Genomic DNA, 24,324 nt, shown 5'->3' with positions numbered 1-24,324 from the left:
AAGGAAAAAGAGAAATTGAGTGAGCTCAATTTCTCTTTTTCCAATATTAGAAGCTAGTTTTGTCCCAGCCTCTTTTTATTAATGATGTTTAGCTTCTACAGGCTCATCCGGAATTACTTTAGTAATTAGTATAATTATAATAGCTGCTGGGATAGCCATATATAAACCATGGAAAAAGTTAAATTCTTCTACGCCATTAACTGAACCTACTACATAATTTAACATCGTAACCAAGATAAGTGTCCAAATTACTGTCATAACATATTGCATATAATTTCACCTCAAAAAAATTAATTTATCTATAGCTATCATAACATAGGGTTGTCCTATACAAAAGAATTATTCTTAACATCCAACAACTATGTTGAAAAATGTTCATATATTCGCTATTATTAATACCAGGTACTAATAATAGATTACAAGAAAAGAGGAATTTCATGAATGCAGGAATTATAGGTTTAGGAACTTATGCACCTGAGAAGATTTTAACGAATGAAGACCTTGAAAAAAGAATAGATACATCGGATGAATGGATAAAAACAATGACTGGTATAGAGGAGCGTCGAATAGCTGCTCCTGGAGAAGAAAGTTCACATATGGCTGTCAAGGCAGCCAAGGAAGCAATAGCGGATGCAGGAATTTCTCCGGAACAAATAGGACTAATTTTGGTAGCGACAGTAACTCCGGATCGTCCTTTTCCTAGTGTCTCCACGATGCTTCAGGAGCAATTAGGGGCTACTAATGCAGCAGCAATGGATATATCCGCTGCATGCGCAGGGTTTATGTATGGTGTCGTTACTGCAAAGCAATTTGTAGAATCTAAAACGTATTCTCATGTGTTAGTAATTGGTGTGGAAAAGCTGTCTAAAATTACAGACTGGGAAGATCGAAATACTGCTGTCCTCTTTGGGGATGGAGCAGGGGCTGTAGTAATTGGAGAAGTCTCTGAGGGCAGAGGCATATTGTCCTTTGAGCTTGGAGCCAATGGTAGTGGAGGAAAGTATTTATTGCAGGACGGACCTTACATTACGATGAATGGAAGAGAGGTATTTAAATTTGCGGTTCGTCAAATGGGCGAATCTGCTATTAACGTTATCGAAAAAGCAGGATTACAAAAAACAGATATTGATTTGTTAATCCCTCATCAAGCAAATATTCGTATTATGGAGGCATCTAGAGAACGACTGGAGTTGCCTGCTGAAAAAATGGCCAAAACTATACACAAATATGGGAATACCTCATCTTCGTCTATTCCACTAGCATTAAAAGAAGAAGTAAAAAATGGAAAAGTGAAAGATGATGATATTATTGTAATGGTAGGTTTTGGTGGAGGCTTGACTTGGGGAGCAATAGCGCTTAAATGGGGAAAATAATTTAATTTGTCGAAGGGACGGACATACATGACGAAACGTAGGGTTGTAGTAACAGGATTAGGTGCCGTAACACCACTAGGTAATGATGTAGAAACTACTTGGGCTGGTATTAAGGAAGGTAAATCAGGTGTCGGAATGTTAACAAGACTTGACGCATCTTTGTTTCCAGCGAAGGTGGCCGCAGAGGTAAAAGATTTTGACATAGAGAAGTATATTGAAAAGAAAGATGCACGAAAAATGGATCGTTTTACTCACTATGCTTTAGCTTCTGCAATTATGGCAGTTGAGGACGCCAATTTAACAATCACAGAAGAGCTAGGTCTACGTACAGGCGTTTGGATTGGTTCAGGTATTGGTGGAATGGAGACATACGAGAATCAGTTCCGAGTATTTTTAGAAAAAGGAACGAGACGCGTAAGTCCATTCTTCGTGCCAATGATGATTCCTGATATGGCTGCAGGTCAGGTGTCAATTCATTTTGGGGCAAAGGCGATTAATTCATGTACGGTAACGGCTTGTGCATCTGGCACTAACTCTATAGGAGATGCATTTAAAGTAATCGAGCGAGGAGATGCAGATGTGATGATTACCGGCGGAGCAGAGTCTCCGATTACTCATATGTCTGTAGCTGGTTTCTGCTCCAATACTGCACTTTCTTTAAATACAGATCCTAATACCGCATCGAAACCTTTTGATGCTAATCGAGACGGATTTGTTATTGGTGAAGGAGCTGGAATTCTTATATTAGAAGAATATGAGCACGCTGTTGCTCGTGGTGCTAAAATCTATGCAGAAATAATAGGTTATGGTTCTACAGGAGATGCCCACCATATTACTGCACCAGCTCCAGAAGGAGAAGGGGCAGCTAGAGCGATGAAGCAAGCATTAGACGATGCAGGAGTGTCTCCGGAGAAGATCGATTATATTAATGCGCACGGAACTAGTACGCCTTATAATGATCAGTTTGAAACAACGGCTGTAAAATCCGTATTTGGTGAGCATGCGTACAATTTGGCTATGAGTTCCACTAAATCTATGACTGGTCACTTGCTCGGTGCGGCAGGAGGGGTAGAGGCAATATTCAGTGTATTAGCTCTCCATGAAGGCATCTTACCGCCTACCACAAATCTGGAAACGCCTGATCCGTTATGTGATTTAGACTATGTTCCAAATGAGGCAAGAAAAGAAGAAATTGACTATGCCATGAGTAATTCATTAGGTTTTGGTGGTCATAATGCAAGTATATTATTTAAAAAAATCAAATAAACAACAAAAAATCCACGTTCTTGTGAGCGTGGATTTTTTTGTATATTATAGTTCTTTTAGAACAAATATATATTAAAAAGTATTAAGAAATAAGTGTATATTTAATTTATTTTCATAACAATTTTCCATTATTTAGCCTAATTAAAACCTTGATATTCCAATGTTTATAATAATTTTGTATGGTTCAGAATATATTAAATAAACAAAATATATAAAAAATTTATATTGCGCTTGTAATCATCCTGTAATAGACTTTACAAAAGGAATCAAATAACAGAAAGGTTTTAATCTTTAATTATTTGGGAAAAATCAGACCGAACATAAAGTTGCGTGAGAGGAGAATTAGTTTGAACAACTCAGAACAGCTATTAACCATAAACAATTTACATACCGGATTCAGAATAAAAGATACATATTATGATGCCGTGGATGGGGTATCCATTTCGCTAAAGAGAAATGAAATTCTGGCAATCGTAGGAGAATCAGGTTGTGGGAAATCTACTTTAGCAACGTCCATTATTGGGTTACATGACCACAACAAAACAAGAGTGGAAGGCGAAATTATATACAATGGTATCAATCTTGCTAAATTGAATGATGAAAACTTTAATGCTGTTCGAGGAGAAGAAATAGGGATGATTTTCCAAGATCCCTTATCTGCATTAAACCCGTTGATGAAGATTCAAGACCAAATTGAAGAAAGCCTTGCCTTTCATACAAAGCTGAGTAAGTCTGAAAGAAAAAAAAGAGTATTAGAGTTATTAAAACAAGTAGGTATCCCAAATCCAGAGCGAACTGCAAAACAATTCCCACATCAATTGTCTGGAGGGATGAGACAGCGGGTTATCATTGCGATTGCAATCTCTTGTAAGCCTAAAGTAATCATTGCAGATGAACCAACTACTGCATTGGACGTAACCATTCAAGCTCAAATATTGGACTTACTTATTGACTTACAAAAAGAAACAGGTTCGGGAATTATATTAATAACACATGACTTAGGCGTAGTAGCTGAAGTAGCAGACCGGGTTGCAGTAATGTACGCAGGACAAATTATTGAAGAGGCTCCTGTAGAGGAACTATTTTCTAATCCGTTACACCCTTATACTCGTTCATTATTTAACTCTATACCACAGATGAATAGTGAGAATGATAGGCTTGAAGTTATTCAAGGAATTGTACCTTCTTTAGCCAAATTACCTCGAGAAGGATGTAGATTTTCTGCCAGAATCCCTTGGATCAGTGAAGAGACACATGAAAAAAATCCAGTATTGCATGAAGTTTCTCCAGGACACCTTGTCAGATGCACATGTTGGCAGCATTTTCATTTTGAGGGTGAGAAAGGGGAAGTAACCAATGAGTTTTATGCAAATTAAGGACTTACATGTTCATTATCCTATCAGGGGTGGATTTTTTAATACAGTGGTTGATCGTGTGCATGCAGTAGATGGAATCTCGTTAGAAATTGAAAAAGGGAAAACGTATGGATTGGTAGGAGAATCTGGCTGTGGAAAGTCTACTACTGGTAAATCTATTATTGGACTTGAAAAAATAACATCTGGACAAATCATATACGAAGGACAGGATGTTACAAATAGCCGTCGTAGTCCATCTTCTTCCTATAATCGAGATATTCAAATGATATTTCAAGACGCTCACTCAAGTTTAAATCCTAGAAAACGAGTTCAAGATATCATAGCAGAACCTATTAGAAATTTTTTGAAACTGTCTCCTACCGAAGAAAAAAGAAAAATTAATGAACTGTTAGAAATAGTGGGAATGAGCGAGGATGTCAAGGTAAAGTATCCTCATGAGTTTTCAGGCGGTCAGAAACAAAGGATTGGCATTGCTCGTGCTATTGCAACAAATCCTAAATTGATCATAGCAGATGAACCAGTATCAGCACTAGATTTATCGGTTCAAGCACAAGTGTTGAATTTTATGAAAGATATACAAAGAGAATTTGGATTAAGTTACTTATTTATATCCCACGATTTGGGTGTAGTTAAACATATGTGTGATGAAATTTCTATTATGTACAAAGGTAAATTTGTAGAAACTGGAAGTAGAGAAGATATTTATACAAATCCTCAACATATCTATACAAGGAGATTGCTATCGGCTATACCTGACGTAAATCCAAAAGGTAGAGAAGCAAGAAAAAGAGAAAGAATTGAAGTAGAAAAAAATTATGTAACTGATCATCAGAAATACTTTGATAAGGATGGGAAAGTATTAGATTTAGTACCAATCTCAACTACTCATCAAGTAGCAATGGCCACTAGAAGCAAGGAGGTCATCTAATATGTGGAAAACAATATTGAGAAGAGTTTTAGCCATGATTCCACAGCTTTTTGTCTTAAGCCTACTAATATTTATATTAGCTAAGCAAATGCCTGGAGACCCATTCACAGGCCTAATAACACCAGAATCCGATCCTAATCGATTAGAAGAAATGAGAGTGTTAGCAGGATTTTACGATCCTTGGTATGTACAATACTACAATTGGATAACGAATGCAATTCAAGGGGATTTTGGTAAGAGTTATACGTATAGCATGCCTGTTGCGGATTTAATAGGATTTCGGGCGATGAACACACTGTGGCTATCCTTGCTCAGCGTTGTTCTTCTATACTTAATAGCTATTCCGTTAGGAGTATTGGCGGGACGCTTTCAAGATACATTCCTAGATAAAACAATCGTACTATACTCTTTTGTGACCTATGCGATCCCAACATTCGTACTTGGCTTGCTAGCATTATTCTTTTTCGGTTATCATCTTGGATGGTTTCCGACAGCCGGTACGGTGGACATAAAGTACGAGGAAGGTACCCTTGGGTATGTATGGAACCGAATTTATCATATGCTATTGCCTGCAATGACCTATGCGATCCTTGGAACTACCGCAGTAATTCAGTACCTAAGATCTGAAATTATAGATGCAAAATCGATGGATTATGTTCGTACAGCAAGAAGTAAGGGAATTCCTATTAAAAAAGTATACAGTAGACATATTTTCCGAAACTCATTATTGCCAATTGCAGCTTTTCTAGGGTTTACAATTACTGGGTTACTAGGCGGCTCCATATTTATAGAAACCATTTTTGGATATCAAGGCATGGGGCAATTGTTTATACAGTCTATATCCTCCAGGGATTATAGCGTTATTACAGCTTTAGTATTGCTGTTTGGCTTCTTAACTTTATTAGGTAGTCTATTGTCTGATATCATCATGAGCATTGTAGATCCACGTATTAGAATAGATTGACCAAAATATAAGGTTAAGGAGAGAGTATGATGAGTGAACAAATACTTAATACAGAAATTCTAGAAAAAAACACACAAAGCTCTCCGCCTACAGGTTTTCAAGTATTAGTGAGAGAGTTTAAAAAAGATAAGTTAGCAATGTTCTCGTTATTTTGTTTAGTCATTGGGATAGTAGCTATCTATATCTCAGCCGCGATGATCAATCAAGAAGAATTAATGAATGTAAGTTTAAGAGACAAATTTTCAGAACCTGGCGAAAAGTTTATTCTGGGAGCTGATCAGGGTGGGCGTTCCATTTTAGGACAGTTAATCATCGGAGCTAGAAACTCCATTACTATAGCTTTATCGGTGACAATTATTACAGGTATTGTAGGTGTGGCCATTGGTATGATTACAGGCTACTTTGGTGGTTTAATCGACAATATATTTATGAGAATTATTGACTTTTTCATCACTATTCCAACTTTGATGATCATCATTGTGTTTGTAACAATTATTCCAAAATACTCTATATTTGAGTTCGTTCTTATTATGAGTACTTTTTTATGGGTGTCAACGGCCCGACTGGTTAGAAGTAAGTCATTAACCGAGAGTAGAAGAGATTATATAAATGCTTCTAAAACATTAGGAACTGGCAATGGCAGAATTATCTTTACAGGTGTTATGCCTAATCTTAGCTCTATTCTAATAGTTGAACTGACTTTAAGTTTTGCAGGAAATGTAGGTTTAGAAACAGGATTATCTTATTTAGGTTTTGGATTACCGCAATCTGTACCTAGTTTGGGAACTCTTGTGAGTTACGCGAATAATCCGTTAATTTTAGAGGACAAATGGTGGGTATGGCTACCAGCTTCCTTGCTAATTTTGTTATTAATGCTTTCCATCAATTATGTAGGGCAAGCGCTACGTCGCTCGGCAGACGCAAGACAAAGGCAAGGATAATGAAGATGGTATTAAACGATTTCGTTTGATATATAAAGATATATAAAAAGGAGGAAAAAGGATGAATAAGAAGCTTTGGACATTATTAGCTGTACTAATAGCATTTATGCTTGTGTTAGGCGCATGTAACAACGAAGAAGAATCATCAGGTTCAAATACTGAAGGAACAACAGAGCCAGCAAAGACTGAGGAAGATAAGGATAAAGAAGAAGATAAAGAGGAAGAACCTGCTGCAGAAGAAGGTTCATCTGAATTCGCTCAAAAAGTAGAGCATGAGGGCGAAGCAATTGACGGAGGTATCTTGAAAGTAGCTTTAGGAACAGATACTCCTTTTGAAGGCATTTTCTCTCTAGTATTATATCAAAATGGTGTAGATGCAGATATTTTAGATTACGCAAGTAATTCCATTTTCTCTGTAGATGGTGACTTTTTAATTGATGACAGAGGTATTGCTACACTTGAAGCAGACCCTAATACAAACAAAGCAACAATTAAAATCCGTGAAGGTGTAAAATGGTCAGATGGTGAGCCTTTGAAAATTGAAGATGTTATGCTTCCATATTTAATCATTGGACATCCAGACTATCAAGGTATTCGTTATGACGGAGATTTTAAAAATATCATTGGTGCAGAAGAGTATAATGCAGGAACTGCTGATACAATTTCTGGATTAAAAAAGGTTGACGAAACTACATTAGAAATTTCCTTTAAAAAATTATCTCCAGCAATTTATTCAGGTGGAGATGGTCTATGGGGTTCTGCTGAACCAAGTCATATTTTAAAAGATATTCCAGTAGGACAATTGTTAGAATCTGACCCAGTTCGTAAAAACCCATTATCTTTAGGTGCATTTAAATTTGAAAAAATTATTCCTGGTGAATCTGTTCAATTCGTAAAAAATGAGCATTACTTTAAAGGTGAGCCTAAGTTGGATGGAGTACTTTTAAAAGTAGTACCTTCTAGCTCTATCTCAAAAGCTTTAGAAACTGGTGAATACCACATGACAGCTGGATCATTACCAGCAACGAAATATGCGGAAGTAAAAGAATTTAAAAATGCTTCAATACTTGTACAACCAGAGCTATCTTATTCTTACCTTGGATTTAAATTAGGAAAGTTTGATACTAAAGCTAAATTAAGTACGATGGATCCAAATGCCAAGATGGCTAACTTAAACTTACGTATGGCAATGGGTTATGCTTTAGACGTAGAGTCTGTAAATGAGGCATACTACGATAATTTACGTACTCGTGCTACTGGTTTAATACCACCAGCATTTGCTTCTTTCTATGATGACACTTTAGAAGGCATTAAGTATGATCCAGCAAAAGCAGAGCAATTATTAGATGAAGCTGGTTATAAAGATATCGATGGAGACGGATTCCGTGAAACTCCAGAAGGCGAAAAATTAGAGATTAATTATGCAGGTATGTCAGGAGACGTTACAGCTGAAGAAATGGCTGCATATTGGATTCAAAACTGGAGAGACGTTGGTCTAAAAGTGGTTTTAACAACTGGCCGTTTAATCGAAATGAACTCTTTCTATGATAAAGTAGAAGCAGATGATCCTGAAATTGATATTTACATGGGAGCTTGGGGAACAGGTACAAACCCATCACCACTAGGCTTATATGGAAAAGACTCAGCATTTAACTATAGCCGCTTTACTTCACCTGAATTAGATGAATTATTAGCAGCTATCGATTCACCGGATGCATTTGACTCTGCAAAACGTGCGCAAGCATTCCGTGATTTCCAAGTATACATGTCAGAGCAAGTTCCAGTAATTCCTACTCAATTCCGTAGCGCAATTTATGTTGTAAACAAAGCAGTGAAAAATTATGATGTAACTTACGGTACTGATTTTGGATTACATGAACTTCAATTAGTATCAGAAGAGCCTTTAAAATAATCTTCAAAAAAACCGTTCCTAGACGAAAGTTTAGGGACGGTTTTTCATATGTTTTATGAAGGATGTGATACTAATGAGACTACTAATTTTTCTAATAAGCTACGGAATAGCAATTATCAGCTGCTCCCATTTAGTACTATATTTAAATTTCTTATCTTTAGGATATTCATGGAAATCTGTGTTGATGTATATGCTAAACTCAAAAGACTTTATTGTATTTTGTCTATCTATTTTAGGATTAACGATTAGTGTCTTCTACCGAGACCCATTGCGGCTTCCATCTTAACAAGTGTTTCATTTGCTATCTGGTTAGCTTTTTCTGCTCCGCGGTCTAGAATGGAATCTAATTCTGGTGAATTTAGTAATTCCTCGTATCTCTGTTGAATAGGTGCTAGATGATTAATAATAGCTTCTGCAACAGATGCTTTAAAATCTCCATAACCTTTTCCTTCATATTTAGCTACTAATTCTGGAATAGGTGTACCCGTCAAAGCAGATTCTATTGTTAATAGATTAGAGACACCTGGTTTGTTTTCAGTATCAAATGCTACGATTCCTTCTGAATCAGTAACAGAGCTTTTGATTTTCTTTTCTATTTGCTTTGGCGTATCTAAAATACGAATAGTTGCTTTTTGATTAGGGTCTGACTTACTCATTTTTTTCGTTGGATCCTGCAGGGATTTGATACGTGCGCCGTGCTTAGGAAGCTGGATTTCAGGCATAGTTAATACATTGCCGTATCTTTTATTGAAACGTTCTGCCAAATCGCGAGTTAGTTCAATATGTTGTTTCTGATCATCACCAACAGGTACGATGTCCGTTTGGTAGAGAAGTATATCAGCGGCCATAAGTGGTGGGTAAGTCAATAATCCAGCAGTCACTGCATCTTTTCCATCTGATTTATCTTTGAACTGCGTCATTCTTTCCAGTTCTCCAATGTGAGAAATACATTGCATCATCCATCCTGCTTTAGCATGGGCTGGAACTTCTGATTGGACAAACAAAATAGACTTCTCTGGATCTATTCCTACCGCTAGATATAAGGCTGCCAACGAACGAATATGATTTTGAAGTTCTTGGGGGTCTTGAGCTACAGTAATAGCATGCTGATCCACGATGCAAAAAATACAATCGTTATCATTTTGTAAGTCTATAAACTGTCTAAATGCACCGATGTAATTTCCCAAAGTAATTGTACCGGTAGGCTGGACGCCCGAAAAAAGTGTTTTCATAAAATTTTCCTCCTTAGAATATAAAAAAACATCATGCATCCCTAAAAAAGGGACGAATGATGTAATATCCGTGGTACCACCCAGCTTGCTAAAATAAATAGCCACTCTTCTTCATAACGCGAAGGAAACGGTATAAGCTACTTGACCTTTCACTTATACTGCTCAGAAGCCCATTCCATTTATCGTATGATCTGCTTGCAGCATCCGCAGACTCTCTAAACACACTCTATAAATGTACTTTCTTCATCAAAGCTCTTTATTTAGTTTTGATTATTATATATAGAAGAAACTCAAAAATCAAGGGACAAAATTATCCATAATAAAAAAGTAACGCTATACATGTACAAGCTAAAATCGATAACCCTAAAGCTAATAATGGTTTAGGGGAGAAAGAAAAAACTTCGGAAGGAAGTCTCATATTCACAATCTCATCTTTTAAATGTTTTCTAGTGAAAAATTTCCTTGAGCCAGACGCATAAAGATCAAAAAATCCTCCTGATACAACATATGTAACTAGACCAATAAATGTGACAAGTCCTCCTATATAGAAGGAAACATTAGTATATGCTTCCAGATCGATACGTTTAGTCGTTAATAACATCACTAAAATTATAATAATCTGAGCACTAAAAAAATAGATAAGCTTCTTTTTCATAATTCACCTCTAATAAATTAAATTATAGAAGATTTGTTTGAAATAATCAAAACTAATAAAAAAATATGGCTATGTTAAAGGGCAGGGTTGATTTATGATGGAAAGAAATCTATAAATTAGAAAGTAGAATTGATTTTCGCCCCAGCCGGACGCTTTCCTCGGGGTGAGCGATAAGCCATCACCCATCGCTTACGCGCGTGGTTGTGAGGTCTTATCTGTCTCACTCATCCCGTAGGAGTCGCCGTCTGGCGCTCCAATCAATAAATGGGAACAGCTTTAATGCATCGATAAGTGCTTAAAAATTTACTCGCATAAACAAGGCCAAAAACTGTACCCAATCCCAATTTTATAATCTTAATAGTCATTTGAATGTCCCTTTTATAATGTTTACAGTTACTATAAAAAAGAATTGTTAGTCAAAATCAACCAATAACTTTAACAAAGCTAAAAATATAAAAGATAATTAACAAAATAGTTAGGAATCTTCCTAATTCGTTAGGACAATGTAATGATTTTGTTACATGATTGTAAAAATAATTAAAAAAAGGTATGTACAACTCTCTTATAAAATGTATAATAATAAATGTAATGAATTTTTCTGAATATTAGGGAGGTTATTTTTGTGAAGAATAGTAAATTAGTATGGCTTCTTAGCCTACTGTTAGTTGTAGGTCTATTCCTAGCTGCATGTGGCGGCGACGATGAGGCTAAAGAAACACCAGCTAACGAACCAGCAACTGAAACAGATGGAGAAAAAGAAGACGATGGTGCTGAAGAAGCAACATTAGACGAAGAGCAAGTATTAAACTTAATCATGGGTTCTGAAATTCCAACTCTTGATTCTGCTTTAGTAACTGACTCAGTAGGTTTCGATCTACTAAACAACGTAAATGAAGGTCTTTACCGTTTGAATCAAGAAAATGTAGCTGTACCAGCAATTTCTGATGGAGAGCCAACAGTTTCTGAAGATGGATTAGTTTATACGTTCAAATTACGTGACGCTAATTGGTCTGATGGTACACCAGTTACTGCAAATGACTTTGAATTCGCTTGGAAACGTGCTATGAACCCAGATACTGCTTCTGAATACGGTCCATACATGATGGAAGGCGTAATCGCAAATGCATCTAAAATTGTAGCTGGAGAAGTTGAGTATACTGAATTAGGTGTTAAAGCTCTAGATGAGAAAACATTAGAAGTTACTCTTGAAAAACCAGTTCCTTACTTCTTATCATTAATGTCATTTGGTACATTCTTACCACAAAAAGAAGAATTCGTTACAACTCAAGGTGAAAATTACTCTAAAAACTCTGAAGCACTTTTATACAACGGACCATTCGCTTTACAAGATTGGGATGGAACAGGCTTAAGCTGGAAACTAGTTAAAAATGATCAATATTGGGATAAAGATACTGTGAAACTTACTGAAATTAACTATGATGTAGTTAAAGAAGTAGCTACAGCGGTTAACCTTTACACTAATGGTGAAAAAGACCGTACTGGTCTATCTGGTGAGTATGCAATGCAATATGCTAATGATCCAGAACTAGTAACAGAAATGGAAACATCAGTATTCTATTTCAAATACAATCAAGAACGTAATGGAGAACCTACTCCACTTGCTAACGTAAATATTCGTGAAGCAGTTTCAAAAGCTATCAACAAAGAAGATTTAGTTAACGTAGTTTTAGCTAATGGTTCTGTACCTGCTCATTACCTAGTACCACAAGGATTCACTTTTGACGAAGATGCTAATGATTTCCGCGAAGTTAATGGAGATATGTCTACATTTAACGTAGAAGAAGCAAAAGCAGCTTGGGACAAAGGCTTAAAAGAACTAGGAGTTACTGAGCTTACTCTAGAAATTCTTGGCGGAGACTCTGATCTTTCTAAGAAGATGGATGAGTATTTCAAAAATCAATTAGAAACAAACTTACCAGGTTTAACTGTTACTCTTAAAGAAGTACCATTTGCAGTGCGCTTAGATCTTGATACAAACCAAGACTATGACATTCAAGTTGCTGGATGGGGACCAGATTACCAAGATCCTTACACATTCATGAGCTTATGGTTAACTGATGGTGGTAACAACCAAATGTCTTATTCTAACCCGAAATATGATGAGTTAGTAACTTCTGCTAACAATGAATTAGCATTAGATACAGAAGCTCGTTGGAAAGCACTTGCTGATGCTGAAAAACTTCTAATTGCTGAAGATTATGCTATTGGACCAATTTACCAACGTGGTCTTATGCAACTTCAAAAACCATATGTTAAAGGTATCGTTGCTCACCCATTCGGTGGAGACTATAGCTACAAATGGGCATATATCGAAGGTAAAAACTAAGATAGTTTAAAGTTTTAAAAATCTCATAAAATGAGAGTATATGTATTCCTTTCGGAACATATACTCTCTTTTTAAATGAGTCGAAATATACGCAATATTTTTACTATAAAATATGATTTTGACAAATTACTATTTTTTTTGTTTAATATATAGATTAGTAAAATTATAATTTATTAAATAATTTAGGAGGTGCAAAGATGGCGAAATATATTTTGCGTCGTGTTTTTTATATGTTTATCACGCTTTTCCTGATTGCGACAGCTACATTCTTCTTAATGAAGACGCTACCAGGATCCCCTATAAGCTCTGCTTCAAAACTATCCCCGTCTCAACTTGAAATAGTGGAAGCGAAATATGGATTAAATGATCCAGTTCCCGTCCAGTATGTAAATTACATGCTTAACTTAGTTCAAGGTGATTTAGGTAACTCGTTTCAGTTCAAAAATGCTGAAGTTACTGATTTGATTTTAAGTCGTATTGGACCATCGTTCCAAATTGGTGCCCAAGGTCTTATTGCCGGAGTACTAGTAGGTATTCTTTTAGGAATGATTGCTGCATTAAAACAAAATACATTTTGGGACTATGGAAGTACCATCATAGCCATTATTGGTATATCTATACCATCGTTCGTGTTTGCTACAGTATTACAATATTGGTTAGGTGTAAAGTGGGGAATTCTACCGGTAGCTTTATGGAAAGATGGATGGGCCTCAAGTATTATGCCTTCCATTGCATTAGCACTGGGACCACTGGCTACTGCAGCTCGTTTTATAAGAACCGAGATGGTAGAAGTTTTAAGCTCTGATTATATAACATTAGCAAAGTCTAAAGGAGCCAATGGTACTGAAATAGCATTTAAACACGCTTTGCGAAATGCTTTGATTCCGTTAGTGACTGTACTTGGTCCGATGGCAGCAGGATTATTAACTGGGTCATTAGTAATTGAACAAATCTTTGCTATCCCAGGAATCGGAGAACAATTTGTAAAATCTATTAACGTAAATGACTATTCTATTATTATGGGTACTACGATTTTCTTCTCTGTATTCTTAATTGTTGTAATATTCATTATAGATTTACTTTATGGAATCATTGATCCACGTATTCGTTTGTCAGGAGGTAAAAACTAATGAGTCAAGACTTGAAAAAATTACCTGCTGATTCATTTGATAGAATCCATGTAGATAGCAGTCAAGCGGAGAGAATTTCTAAACCGAGCGTAAGCTTTTGGAAAGATGCTTGGTATCGCATAAGAAAAAATAAAGCTGCTATAGTCAGTGTTTTTATACTAGTATTTATTATTCTTATGTCATTGATTGGTCCATACATTGGCCCTCATGATGCAGAAACACAAACAATTACACATGCTAACTTGCCACCAAAAGTTCCAGGAATCGAAAAGCTTGGAATTATGGATGGATATGGAAACTTGGCAGGTAAAGAAGTCAATTTATATGAATTAAAAAATGTAGATACTTATTATTGGTTTGGAACAGATGGTCTAGGTCGTGATATGTTTGCTCGAGTATGGGAAGGAACTCAGGTATCTCTTTTCATCGCATTCATGGCTGCCTTAATAGACATGGTTATTGGAGTGGCCTATGGAGGTATCTCGGGTTACTACGGTGGACGTGTAGATGATGTTATGCAACGTATAGTAGAGATTCTAATTGGTATTCCAAATCTAGTAATTGTTATTCTCATGATTATGTTTATGGATCCTGGTATCACGGCAATTATTATTGCCATTACGATAACTGGATGGATAGGTATGTCTCGCGTTGTTCGAGCTCAGGTTTTGAAATATAAAAACCAAGAATTTGTTTTAGCTTCTCGTACGTTAGGTGCTTCAAATAACAGAATCATAACAAAACATATTCTACCAAACGTTTTAAGTATTATTGTTATTAACACGATGTTTACTATTCCTGGTGCGATTTTCTTCGAAGCTTTCTTAAGCTTTATCGGGTTAGGATTACAACCGCCTGCAGCTTCTTTAGGTACACTAATTAATGATGGAGTTAAATTACTAAAATTCCAGCCACATATTTTAGTATTCCCAGCTGTAATTATAAGCTTACTAATGCTGTCCTTTAACCTTCTTGGTGATGGTTTAAGAGATGCGCTAGATCCAAAAATGAAAGACTAAAGGAGGAAAGCAAGGATGGATAAAATATTGGAAGTTAAAGATCTAGAGCTTTCCTTCCATACTTTTGCAGGTGAAGTTAAAGCTATTCGTGGTGTTAACTTCGATCTTTTAAAAGGTGAAACACTTGCAATCGTAGGGGAGTCTGGTTCTGGTAAGTCAGTTACAACTAAGGCGATTATGCGTTTATTACCGGAATCAAGCTCTGAATTTAAAAATGGACAGATTCTTTTTAATGGTAAAGATTTAACAAAGCTTACGGATAGAGAAATGCAAAAGATTCGCGGAAAAGATATCTCTATGATTTTCCAAGATCCAATGACTTCTTTAAACCCAACAATGACAATAGGTAAACAAATTATGGAGCCTATTTTAAAGCATCGTAAAGTAAGTAAGGTAGAGGCAAGAAAAATAGCGGTGGATTTATTGCGTCTAGTTGGTATACCAAAGCCGGAAGCTCGTATAAAACAATATCCTCATCAATTCTCTGGTGGACAGCGTCAACGTATTGTTATAGCTATTGCCCTAGCTTGTAATCCACAGATTCTGATTGCGGATGAACCAACAACGGCATTGGATGTAACAATTCAAGCGCAAATTTTAGAATTAATGAAAGATTTACAAAAGAAAATTGATACATCCATCATCTTTATTACGCATGATTTAGGAGTAGTTGCTAATGTTGCGGACAGAGTAGCTGTAATGTACGGTGGTAAGATTGTGGAAACAGGCACGGTAGATGAAATATTCTATAACCCTCAGCACCCATATACATGGGGCTTGTTAAGCTCTATGCCGTCATTAGATACTGCTGAAGAAAAACTCTATGCAATTCCAGGAACACCACCCGATTTGTTAAGCCCTCCTAAAGGAGACGCTTTTGCACTTCGTAGTGACTATGCGATGAAAATAGATTTGGAGCAATCTCCTCCATTCTTTAAGGTTAGTGATACGCATTACGCTGCTACATGGTTATTGCATCCTGACGCACCAAAAGTAGAGCCACCTGCTTCGATTGTTGAACGTATGAAAAATTTCCCTGGAAGTCGTTACTACGAAGGGAGTACTAACTAATGGCTGAAAAATTACTAGAAATTAAAAATTTAAAGCAATATTTTAACGAAGGTAAAGAAAATGAAGTTCGTGCAGTAGACGACATTAGCTTTGACATCTATAAAGGTGAAACTTTGGGTTTAGTAGGTGAATCCGGATGTGGTAAGTCTACAACTGGACGAACTATTATTCGACTTTATGATGCTACTGACGGAAAAGTTATTTATGATGGTGTAAACGTACATGATAAAAAATCGAAAAAAGATTTGAAAATCTTTAACCGTAAAATGCAAATGATCTTCCAAGATCCTTACGCATCTTTAAATCCGCGTATGAAAGTTTTGGATATCATAGCGGAAGGTTTAGATATTCATGGCTTAGTTAAAAATCAGACTGAACGTAAGGCGCGAGTAATTGAATTGCTGGAAACAGTGGGTCTTAATAAAGAGCATGCTGAACGTTATCCTCATGAATTCTCTGGTGGTCAGCGTCAACGTCTAGGTATAGCTAGAGCGTTAGCTGTAGATCCAGAATTCATTATTGCGGATGAACCAATATCAGCTTTAGATGTATCTATCCAAGCCCAAGTAGTTAACTTATTAAAAGAATTGCAGGAAGAAAAGGGTTTAACATATCTTTTCATCGCGCATGACCTTTCCATGGTTAAATACATTTCAGATAGAATAGGTGTAATGTATTTCGGTAAGTTAGTAGAGCTTGCACCTGCCGAAGAATTATACTCAAATCCATTACATCCATATACGCAGTCTCTATTATCTGCTATCCCGCTTCCAGATCCTAACTATGAGCGTACTCGTGTACGTAAGTCTTATGATCCTTCTTCGCACAAATATACGGATGGGGAAGAAATTGCAATGCGTGAAGTTACACCGGGTCACTTTGTATTTTGTTCTGAAAAGGAATTTAAAGAACTAAAAGCTATATCCCAATCACGTATTTAATAAACCATTAAAAGTAGGCTAATCGAAGAAATTCGAATTAGCCTACTTTTTTTGTCAGGACATATTTTCAAAGTTAAAGCTAAAAATAAGTTATACAAAATTTCTTTGATTATGGAGTAAGCGTGAAAAGAAATAATGATATAGCTGAACATTTAGATTAATTATAATTTTTATTGTAATATTAGACGTATGTACTCTTTTCATCGTACGATATAGTTGTTAGAATGTTAGACGTAAAGAAAGGGAGACGGTTATGAAACAAAAATTATTAACAGTAATTTCTGGTATTATGCTAGGTGTTTTAATGATGACACCATTCGAAGCTTCAGCTGAAACAAAAGCTTTCTCGAAGGATTTTACATCGAAGGAATTTGGCTTCAATTCAATAGAGGAAACGTTAGTATCCTCTTCTAAGCTATTTGTCTATGACTCCGGACTTACTTTTAACTATCCTGATGCGGTAAGAGGAGTGTACGTAACGGGTCACTCGGCAGGCGGTTCAAGGTTTAATCAATTAGTAGAGCTAATGGATAATACTGAGTTAAACGCTATGGTCATCGATATTAAAGATGATTTTGGGAACCTAACTTATAAGCCTAAAGAGGATTCACCTTTGTTCAAGTATGAAATTGGAAAACCATACATAAAAGATCTTAGAGGAATTCTGGAAGTGATGGAGAAAAAAGAGATTTATCCGATTGCCCGCGTTGTTGTTTTTAAAGACACAGAACTAGCGGAAAGAAAGCCAGAATTATCATTTGTTGAAAATGGTTCCGTTTGGAAGAATGGAAGAGGCGAAGCTTTTGTTAATCCATTTATGCAAGAAGTATGGGATTACAATGTAGAAGTTGCAATTGAAGCAGCGAAAATGGGCTTTAAGGAAGTACAGTTTGACTATGTACGCTTTCCAGAAGGATTTGAAAAAAGAGACACTACATTAGCATATGGTAAGGGAAAATATGAGGCATCTGAGTTGGATTCAACCCAGCGTAGAGTTTCAGCAGTAACTGACTTTGTTGCTTATGCTAGAGAAAAACTAAAACCATATGGTGTACAAGTGTCTGTTGATATATTTGGATATTCCGCAACACTACCAGAAGCTCCAGGTATCGGACAAAATTTCTCGAAGATATCGGAAAACGTAGATGTCATTTCATCCATGATTTATCCAAGTCATTGGACATCTTACTTTGGAATTGCGAAACCGGATTTAGAACCATATCGTCTTGTCCAAGAATACGCTAAGGTTGAGAATGCCAAGCTAGGAGAGCTAAAAAATCCTCCAGTGTCCAGACCTTGGTTACAAGATTTTACTGCTTCTTATTTAGGTAAAGGGAATTACTTAGTATATGGTAAGGCTGAGGTAGAGGCTCAAATAAAGGCATTAAACGAAGCCGGTATTAACGAATTCTTATTATGGAATGCCGGAAATAAATATACACCAGGTGTAGATTATACACCAGTTAACTAATGTGACAAGTGTCTAGGATTAAAAGCTCCCCAGATTTTACGAAAGTAAAATTTAGGGAGCTTTTTTACTATCTGCTATTTTGATAGGATACTTCCATACAGTTGCTTAAAGTGACTACAAGGGGGAAATTAAAACTATAGATGTACGTGATATCCAATCCAACTGACTATCCGATCATTTTACTTAAAAAATGAGCAAACGCGCCTTAATTACAACATAAAATGAAACTTTTTTTCATGAAAAACGTACTATATAGTGTAACAGTTGTTTTCATTAAAGAACTGCTAATTGAGAATGAATATTTTTTAGAAAACATGGTTTAAATGCTTTTAAAAAAGGGTATCATTGTATTAAAGAAACATTATTATTCTAAAAATGTATCAGGTTGTTCATTATATGTACAAATTGTAAATACTCTTTATAAGTGAGAAAATTTCTGGAAAAATGTATTTTAAATACTTATTAATTAGTGTATACTATAAAAGTGCTAAACTACATTAAATTAATTATAATCTACTTTATATAACACAAGTAACAATCGAGAGGAAGTGTTTTTTAATATGATGGTTACATTATTTACTTCTCCAAGCTGTACTTCATGTAGAAAAGCAAAAGCCTGGTTAGAAGAGCATGACATTCCTTACACAGAAAGAAATATCTTTTCGGAACCATTAAGTATCAGTGAAATTAAAGAAATACTACGTATGACCGAAGACGGTACAGACGAAATAATATCTACTCGTTCAAAAATATTCCAAAAATTAAACGTTGATGTGGAGAGCCTACCACTTCAAAGGTTATATGAATTAATTCAAGAATATCCAGGTTTACTTCGTAGACCTATCATATTAGACGAAAAACGTTTACAAGTTGGATATAATGAAGATGAAATTCGAAGATTTTTACCTAGAAAAGTTCGTGCGTATCAATTACTAGAAGCGCAAAGACTTGTGAATTAGTTCAGGATTAAGCTGATGATTTTCAAAGAAATTTTGAAAATCATCAGCTTTTCTTTATTAGTTTTTCTTGCCTCATGTTATAATTTTTAAAAACATAAAAAGTTGTATTAATATTTTTAAAAGTGAAGCTGGAATCCTTTTCTTTTTTTATTAAACAACATACAATAGTAATAGACACTACAATAATGAGGCGGAAGAAGCGAAAGGAGATGTGTTAAATGGATATCGAGCGCATCAATGACAACACTTTCAAAGTATACATTTCATACATCGACATTGAAGAAAGAGGCTTCAGCCGAGATGAAATATGGTTTAATAAAGATAAGAGCGAGCAGCTTTTTTGGGAAATGATGGATGAGGTTCATGATGATGATCATTTTGAAGAGTTAGATGGTCCCTTATGGATTCAAGTTCATGCGATGGAAAAAGGTTTAGAAGTGATTGTCACTCGAACGGAAATGGCAAAAGATGAACGATCAGACGATAGCTTAAGTGCAGAGGATTTATCAAACAAGATATTTAAAAGTGCTGTCTCCAATTCCATGGGGCCACATGAGTTTGATGATTTTTCAAATTATATGGATGACTTAGATGAAATACCCGCAGAATATACTTTTATATTCGAAAATTTTGAAGATGTTATTGGATTGTCCAAAAAACTAGATGATTTAGATCTTGACACTTCTTTATATCATTATAATGAAAAATATTACTTACACGTAATTTTTGATATGGATATGGTGGAGTTAGAAGTTATTTTAAATACGTTGAGTGTTATTTCAGAGTTTGGGCAAAGTACAAAAACAACAATTCACATAATACAAGAGTATGGCAAAGAAATTATAGCAGCCAATGTGATGGAAGAATTAAATAAACATTTTTAAAACCTTCTGAAAAGAAGGTTTTTTTATTTTAAAAATTTGGCTATGTTAAAGGGTAGGGTTGATTTATAATCCAAAGAAATCTTAGATCAGAGAGTAGAATTGATTTCCGCCCCAGCCGGACGCTTTCCGTGGGGTGAGCGATAAGCCATAACCCGTCGCTAACGCGCGCGGTTGTGATGTCTTATCTGTCTCACTCATCCCACTGGAGTCGCCGTCTGTCGCTCCAATCAATAAATAGGAACAGCTTTAGCATTAATAAAGAACTAATAAATTTACTCGCATAAACAAAGCTAAAAAACTGTCACCAACCCCATTTTCATCATCTATTTATGTTCTTAATAGCCATTTGAAAGTTCAATTGTTTATGTCTACAGTCACTATAAAAAAAGAATTGTTAGTCAAAATCAACTAGTAACTTTAACGAAGCTAAAAATTTTAACCTCATACCATTATGATTTTGATTATTGTGTTTTATTTCTTTTATTTGTATATTAAGAATGGAGGTGATTATCATATTAACAGCCCTAACAAAGGACGGCGAAATCTTCATACCAGCTCATTATTCAAGAGACAGTTTAAAAATGATGAGACAAAATGTCTATAATTGTGCTGAATGTAAAGAGACGCTTATTTTAAAAGTCGGCAACATCAAAATTCCTCATTTTGCTCATCAACATAATACCGTTTGTGCACAGTCATTTTCAGAAGGGGAAAGTGAAGATCATCTGAGAGGGAAAATTCAACTGTACGATTTTTTGCAAAGTAAAAAAGTACCTTGTAATTTGGAACCATTTATTTTAGATATTAAGCAAAGGCCGGATATTTTAATCTTTACAGACAATATAAAGGTTGCACTGGAGTATCAGTGTAGTAAAATACCCACTAGCATCATACGAAAGCGTAATAAAGGCTATATGCAGGTCCATATCAAACCACTTTGGGTTTTAAAAACCCCTAACCCACTGGATTTTCCCCTTCAGCAAATTGGTTCCATGAAGATTTCTGCTTTTCAAACAGAACTTTTATATCATAGTATGAATGGTAAAGTTCTAATCACGTACTGTCCTCAAACCAAATCCTTTTCCTATATTTCTAATCTCCTTTATCTATATTCCAATCATTTTATCGTAAAAATTAATAGGCTTCCCATTACTATGCAAACATGGCCCTTAGCTATGGTTAAAACAATTACTGAGCACGAGTTTCAGACTTATTTAAAACTCTACCAAGATAAGAGGATGAAACGTTTAAAAAATTTATATCTATATAACCGTAAAGGTATTCAATCTTCCTTTTTACAGGTGTGCTATAAGTGGAGAATAAATCCTATAAATCTTCCTTTGTTTATTGGGGTACCGTCTTATGGGGCTGATGCGTTTGATGAGCATGCCTGTGAATGGCAGCTGCAGTGGATCGATTTTTTACTAGGCAATAGTCTGATGTTAGACACGATTACCGACCAACACTATCGCTATTTCTTACTGGTTCATCGTTGGAAGGATCCCAATCGATTAGTAATGCGGATAAAGGCTTTAAAAGCGTATGTAGCGATTCTCTTGGAATGCTTAGATATACCGAAACAACTTCACCTAGAGAGTACATGCAACTATACCAAAATGCATAAATTACTTTATAACCAATTCCTTGCAAAAGGAGCTGAAAATTGAGAAAATAGAATTGGTTCGTAGTTCGAAACAATAGGAGGAGAGAGTATTTTGACAGCAGATACAAAAAATAAAATCTTAACAAGAAGTGAAGTAGATGAACGTCTTACTTGGAAGTTGGAGGATATATTTTCTACTGAAGCGGATTGGGAAAAAGAATTTAAGGAAGTAGCGGAGTTAGCTAAAAAAGCCTCTTCTTATCAAGGAACAATAAGTTCTGGACCAGAAGCATTATTAGAAGTTTTAACATATCGTGACGAGCTAACTAGCCGATTACGTAAGCTATATACTTATGCTCATATGCGTAATGATCAAGACACTTCAAATAGTAAATACCAGGCTTTAGATAGCCGTATAAAGTCTTTATACGTAAAAGTTTCCACAGAGCTTTCGTTTTTAGTACCAGAGATATTGTCTTTAGATGAAACGGTACTAGGAAATTATCTAAAAGAAAACAACGACCTTCAAGTATATAAACAAATGCTAGAAGAGATAAACAAAGAACGTCCACATGTACTTCCAAAAGAGCAAGAGGCACTACTTGCTCAGTTTTCTGAAGTGACCGGGGCATCAGCGGATACTTTCGGTAAGTTAAACAATGCAGATTTGGAATTCCCCTTCATTAAGGATGAGAATGGCAATGAAGTACAACTTACACATGGTCGCTATAGTAGATTTTTAGAAAGTGAAGATCGACGAGTGCGTGAGGATGCATTTAAGGGTATGTACGAAACCTATGGTAAATTTAAAAATACATTTGCGTCTACTTTGAGTGGGAATATCAAAGCAGATAATGTTAATGCAAAGATCAGAAACTATTCTTCTGCTAGAGAAGCTGCTTTGTCAGCTAACCACATCCCTGAATCTGTTTATGATAACTTAGTGGAAACGGTTAACAAAAATGTACATTTACTTCATCGATATGTCAGCCTTCGTAAAAAAGTTCTTGGTGTAGACGAGCTACATATGTATGATTTGTACACACCGTTAGTAAAAGAATTGAAAATGGAGTATACGTACGACGAGGCTTGTGCAGTAATGTTAGAGAGCTTTAAGCCTTTAGGTGAGGAATACGTTTCAATTGTTAAAAAAGGTCTTGAAAGCCGCTGGGTAGATGTTGTGGAAACGAAAGGAAAGCGTTCTGGTGCCTATTCATCTGGTACTTATGGAACTAATCCTTATATTTTAATGAACTGGCAAGATAACGTAAATAACTTATTTACGCTTACTCATGAGTTTGGACATAGTATTCATAGCTATTATACTAGAGAAAACCAACCGTATGTGTATGGGGACTATTCTATTTTCGTTGCAGAGGTAGCGTCAACATGTAACGAGGCTTTGTTAAATGATCATTTACTAAAAACAATAGAAGATCCTAAGAAACGCATTTATTTACTAAACCATTGGCTTGAAGGATTTAGAGGGACAGTATTTAGACAAACCATGTTTGCGGAGTTTGAGCATATCATTCATCAACTAGACCAAGACGGAGAAGCATTAACAGCTGATAAGTTTACTGAAGTGTATTACGAGCTAAACAAGAAATATTTTGGTGACGATATTGTTATAGATGAGCAAATTGGTTTAGAATGGTCTAGAATTCCTCACTTCTATTACAATTACTATGTATATCAATATGCAACTGGCCTAAGTGCCGCTACTGCACTGAGCAATCAAATCTTGTCTGAAGGACAGCCAGCGGTTGACCGTTATATTAATGAGTTCCTTAAAGCTGGTTGCTCAGATTATCCAATCGAAGTTTTGAAAAAAGCTGGAGTAGATATGAACACAGCTTCTCCAATTGAAGAGGCTTGTAAAGTATTTGAAGAAAAACTAAATGAATTAGAGCAGTTATTGAGCTAATTAGAAAAAGCCACCTCTTAATAGAAGAGGTGGCTCAGACTGTAGGGGTTGGAAATCGAAACGATTTCCAACCCTTTTGCTATTATCGCAGTTTACATTCTGGAAAAAGAGCTAATTCAGCTCTCGATTTTTTTGTTTTACACCATTTTTGGCGTTTTCCAGGTCCAGTTGGCCAACTTCTTAAGATTTTAGGCAGCAAAAGTTAGCATCGCCTGCATGGACAATTTTTTAAGACCCTTAAAGGTTGTCCAATGGATAGATAAAGGAAAAATCAATTGCCTCATCTAACTTACGAACAAGGTGGTCTTGTGGTACCAACTGTTCA

Annotated in this window: 20 protein-coding genes and 1 other annotated feature; of the genes, 17 read left to right on the top strand and 3 right to left on the bottom strand. The window is 35.8% G+C overall.

Annotation, left to right across the window (positions count from 1 at the left end):
- Nucleotides 1–78 precede the first annotated feature (78 nt).
- Complete coding sequence (locus HF876_RS16840) at nucleotides 79–270, bottom strand: DUF2929 family protein (protein WP_169361213.1); 192 nt, start codon at nucleotides 268–270, stop codon at nucleotides 79–81.
- A 167-nt stretch (nucleotides 271–437) separates the two neighbouring features.
- Between HF876_RS16840 and HF876_RS16835 the strand changes: the two genes are divergently transcribed.
- From HF876_RS16835 to HF876_RS16805, 7 genes are all read left to right on the top strand, one after another.
- Nucleotides 438–1,373 (top strand): beta-ketoacyl-ACP synthase III, encoded by a 936-nt coding sequence (locus HF876_RS16835; protein ID WP_169361212.1) that lies wholly within the window; start codon nucleotides 438–440, stop codon nucleotides 1,371–1,373.
- 27 nt (nucleotides 1,374–1,400) lie between these two features.
- Entirely contained in the window at nucleotides 1,401–2,639 is a 1,239-nt protein-coding gene (gene fabF / locus HF876_RS16830; RefSeq protein WP_169361211.1) for a beta-ketoacyl-ACP synthase II, read from the top strand.
- A gap of 347 nt (nucleotides 2,640–2,986) precedes the next feature.
- Complete coding sequence (locus tag HF876_RS16825; protein ID WP_169361210.1) at nucleotides 2,987–4,015, top strand: ABC transporter ATP-binding protein; 1,029 nt, start codon at nucleotides 2,987–2,989, stop codon at nucleotides 4,013–4,015.
- Nucleotides 3,996–4,943, top strand: coding sequence for an ABC transporter ATP-binding protein (locus HF876_RS16820; RefSeq protein WP_169361209.1), 948 nt, complete (start codon nucleotides 3,996–3,998; stop codon nucleotides 4,941–4,943). The genes HF876_RS16825 and HF876_RS16820 overlap by 20 nt, the downstream gene beginning before the upstream one ends.
- Before the next feature lies 1 nt (nucleotide 4,944).
- A complete protein-coding gene (gene opp4B, locus HF876_RS16815) occupies nucleotides 4,945–5,907 on the top strand; it encodes an oligopeptide ABC transporter permease (protein ID WP_169361208.1) in 963 nt (320 codons plus the stop codon).
- 29 nt (nucleotides 5,908–5,936) lie between these two features.
- Nucleotides 5,937–6,848 (top strand): ABC transporter permease, encoded by a 912-nt coding sequence (locus HF876_RS16810; RefSeq protein ID WP_169361207.1) that lies wholly within the window; start codon nucleotides 5,937–5,939, stop codon nucleotides 6,846–6,848.
- A 61-nt stretch (nucleotides 6,849–6,909) separates the two neighbouring features.
- On the top strand, nucleotides 6,910–8,760 hold the full coding sequence (locus tag HF876_RS16805) for an oligopeptide ABC transporter substrate-binding protein (RefSeq protein ID WP_169361206.1): 1,851 nt from the start codon (nucleotides 6,910–6,912) through the stop codon (nucleotides 8,758–8,760).
- 245 nt (nucleotides 8,761–9,005) lie between these two features.
- Here HF876_RS16805 and trpS read toward each other — a convergent pair whose 3' ends face one another.
- On the bottom strand, nucleotides 9,006–9,992 hold the full coding sequence (trpS, locus tag HF876_RS16800; RefSeq protein ID WP_169361205.1) for a tryptophan--tRNA ligase: 987 nt from the start codon (nucleotides 9,990–9,992) through the stop codon (nucleotides 9,006–9,008).
- A 45-nt stretch (nucleotides 9,993–10,037) separates the two neighbouring features.
- Nucleotides 10,038–10,251: a binding site (T-box leader), on the bottom strand.
- A 51-nt stretch (nucleotides 10,252–10,302) separates the two neighbouring features.
- Nucleotides 10,303–10,647, bottom strand: coding sequence for a DUF3899 domain-containing protein (locus tag HF876_RS16795; RefSeq protein ID WP_169361204.1), 345 nt, complete (start codon nucleotides 10,645–10,647; stop codon nucleotides 10,303–10,305).
- 622 nt (nucleotides 10,648–11,269) lie between these two features.
- On the opposite strand from HF876_RS16795, the gene HF876_RS16790 reads away from it, so the two are divergent.
- From HF876_RS16790 to pepF, 10 genes are all read left to right on the top strand, one after another.
- Complete coding sequence (locus HF876_RS16790; protein WP_169361203.1) at nucleotides 11,270–12,994, top strand: ABC transporter substrate-binding protein; 1,725 nt, start codon at nucleotides 11,270–11,272, stop codon at nucleotides 12,992–12,994.
- Between the two features lie 197 nt (nucleotides 12,995–13,191).
- Complete coding sequence (gene opp3b / locus HF876_RS16785; RefSeq protein WP_169361202.1) at nucleotides 13,192–14,124, top strand: oligopeptide ABC transporter permease; 933 nt, start codon at nucleotides 13,192–13,194, stop codon at nucleotides 14,122–14,124.
- Nucleotides 14,124–15,143, top strand: a complete 1,020-nt coding sequence (gene opp3C, locus HF876_RS16780; RefSeq protein ID WP_169361201.1) for an oligopeptide ABC transporter permease — start codon at nucleotides 14,124–14,126, stop codon at nucleotides 15,141–15,143. The genes opp3b and opp3C overlap by 1 nt, the downstream gene beginning before the upstream one ends.
- Nucleotides 15,144–15,158: 15 nt before the next feature.
- Nucleotides 15,159–16,214 (top strand): ABC transporter ATP-binding protein, encoded by a 1,056-nt coding sequence (locus HF876_RS16775; RefSeq protein ID WP_169361200.1) that lies wholly within the window; start codon nucleotides 15,159–15,161, stop codon nucleotides 16,212–16,214.
- A complete protein-coding gene (locus HF876_RS16770) occupies nucleotides 16,214–17,155 on the top strand; it encodes an ABC transporter ATP-binding protein (protein WP_169361199.1) in 942 nt (313 codons plus the stop codon). The genes HF876_RS16775 and HF876_RS16770 overlap by 1 nt, the downstream gene beginning before the upstream one ends.
- A gap of 304 nt (nucleotides 17,156–17,459) precedes the next feature.
- Nucleotides 17,460–18,626, top strand: coding sequence for a putative glycoside hydrolase (locus tag HF876_RS16765; protein WP_240949814.1), 1,167 nt, complete (start codon nucleotides 17,460–17,462; stop codon nucleotides 18,624–18,626).
- 563 nt (nucleotides 18,627–19,189) lie between these two features.
- Nucleotides 19,190–19,585 carry a transcriptional regulator SpxA gene (spxA, locus tag HF876_RS16760; protein WP_053590237.1) on the top strand — a complete coding sequence of 132 codons (396 nt, stop codon included), beginning with the start codon at nucleotides 19,190–19,192 and terminating at the stop codon, nucleotides 19,583–19,585.
- Between the two features lie 218 nt (nucleotides 19,586–19,803).
- Nucleotides 19,804–20,469, top strand: coding sequence for an adaptor protein MecA (gene mecA, locus HF876_RS16755; protein ID WP_169361197.1), 666 nt, complete (start codon nucleotides 19,804–19,806; stop codon nucleotides 20,467–20,469).
- A gap of 497 nt (nucleotides 20,470–20,966) precedes the next feature.
- A complete protein-coding gene (locus tag HF876_RS16750; protein ID WP_169361196.1) occupies nucleotides 20,967–22,136 on the top strand; it encodes a competence protein CoiA in 1,170 nt (389 codons plus the stop codon).
- A gap of 48 nt (nucleotides 22,137–22,184) precedes the next feature.
- Nucleotides 22,185–23,999 (top strand): oligoendopeptidase F, encoded by a 1,815-nt coding sequence (gene pepF / locus HF876_RS16745; protein ID WP_169361195.1) that lies wholly within the window; start codon nucleotides 22,185–22,187, stop codon nucleotides 23,997–23,999.
- Nucleotides 24,000–24,324: the final 325 nt, after the last annotated feature.

This window comes from Psychrobacillus sp. BL-248-WT-3 (assembly GCF_012843435.1).
Classification (GTDB): Bacteria; Bacillota; Bacilli; order Bacillales_A; family Planococcaceae; genus Psychrobacillus.
This window is presented reverse-complemented; position numbering and strand designations above follow the sequence as displayed.

Excerpts from the sequence above, each read along its gene's own strand:
- HF876_RS16840 (WP_169361213.1), bottom strand. The coding sequence starts at position 270 with ATGCAATATGTTATGACAGTAATTTGGACACTTATCTTGGTTACGATG.
- trpS (WP_169361205.1), bottom strand. The coding sequence starts at position 9,992 with ATGAAAACACTTTTTTCGGGCGTCCAGCCTACCGGTACAATTACTTTG.
- fabF (WP_169361211.1), top strand. The coding sequence starts at position 1,401 with ATGACGAAACGTAGGGTTGTAGTAACAGGATTAGGTGCCGTAACACCA.
- opp3C (WP_169361201.1), top strand. The coding sequence starts at position 14,124 with ATGAGTCAAGACTTGAAAAAATTACCTGCTGATTCATTTGATAGAATC.
- mecA (WP_169361197.1), top strand. The coding sequence starts at position 19,804 with ATGGATATCGAGCGCATCAATGACAACACTTTCAAAGTATACATTTCA.
- opp3b (WP_169361202.1), top strand. The coding sequence starts at position 13,192 with ATGGCGAAATATATTTTGCGTCGTGTTTTTTATATGTTTATCACGCTT.
- HF876_RS16810 (WP_169361207.1), top strand. The coding sequence starts at position 5,937 with ATGAGTGAACAAATACTTAATACAGAAATTCTAGAAAAAAACACACAA.
- HF876_RS16770 (WP_169361199.1), top strand. The coding sequence starts at position 16,214 with ATGGCTGAAAAATTACTAGAAATTAAAAATTTAAAGCAATATTTTAAC.
- HF876_RS16775 (WP_169361200.1), top strand. The coding sequence starts at position 15,159 with ATGGATAAAATATTGGAAGTTAAAGATCTAGAGCTTTCCTTCCATACT.
- HF876_RS16835 (WP_169361212.1), top strand. The coding sequence starts at position 438 with ATGAATGCAGGAATTATAGGTTTAGGAACTTATGCACCTGAGAAGATT.
- HF876_RS16820 (WP_169361209.1), top strand. The coding sequence starts at position 3,996 with ATGAGTTTTATGCAAATTAAGGACTTACATGTTCATTATCCTATCAGG.
- HF876_RS16750 (WP_169361196.1), top strand. The coding sequence starts at position 20,967 with ATGGAGGTGATTATCATATTAACAGCCCTAACAAAGGACGGCGAAATC.
- spxA (WP_053590237.1), top strand. The coding sequence starts at position 19,190 with ATGGTTACATTATTTACTTCTCCAAGCTGTACTTCATGTAGAAAAGCA.
- HF876_RS16765 (WP_240949814.1), top strand. The coding sequence starts at position 17,460 with ATGATGACACCATTCGAAGCTTCAGCTGAAACAAAAGCTTTCTCGAAG.
- opp4B (WP_169361208.1), top strand. The coding sequence starts at position 4,945 with ATGTGGAAAACAATATTGAGAAGAGTTTTAGCCATGATTCCACAGCTT.
- HF876_RS16795 (WP_169361204.1), bottom strand. The coding sequence starts at position 10,647 with ATGAAAAAGAAGCTTATCTATTTTTTTAGTGCTCAGATTATTATAATT.
- HF876_RS16805 (WP_169361206.1), top strand. The coding sequence starts at position 6,910 with ATGAATAAGAAGCTTTGGACATTATTAGCTGTACTAATAGCATTTATG.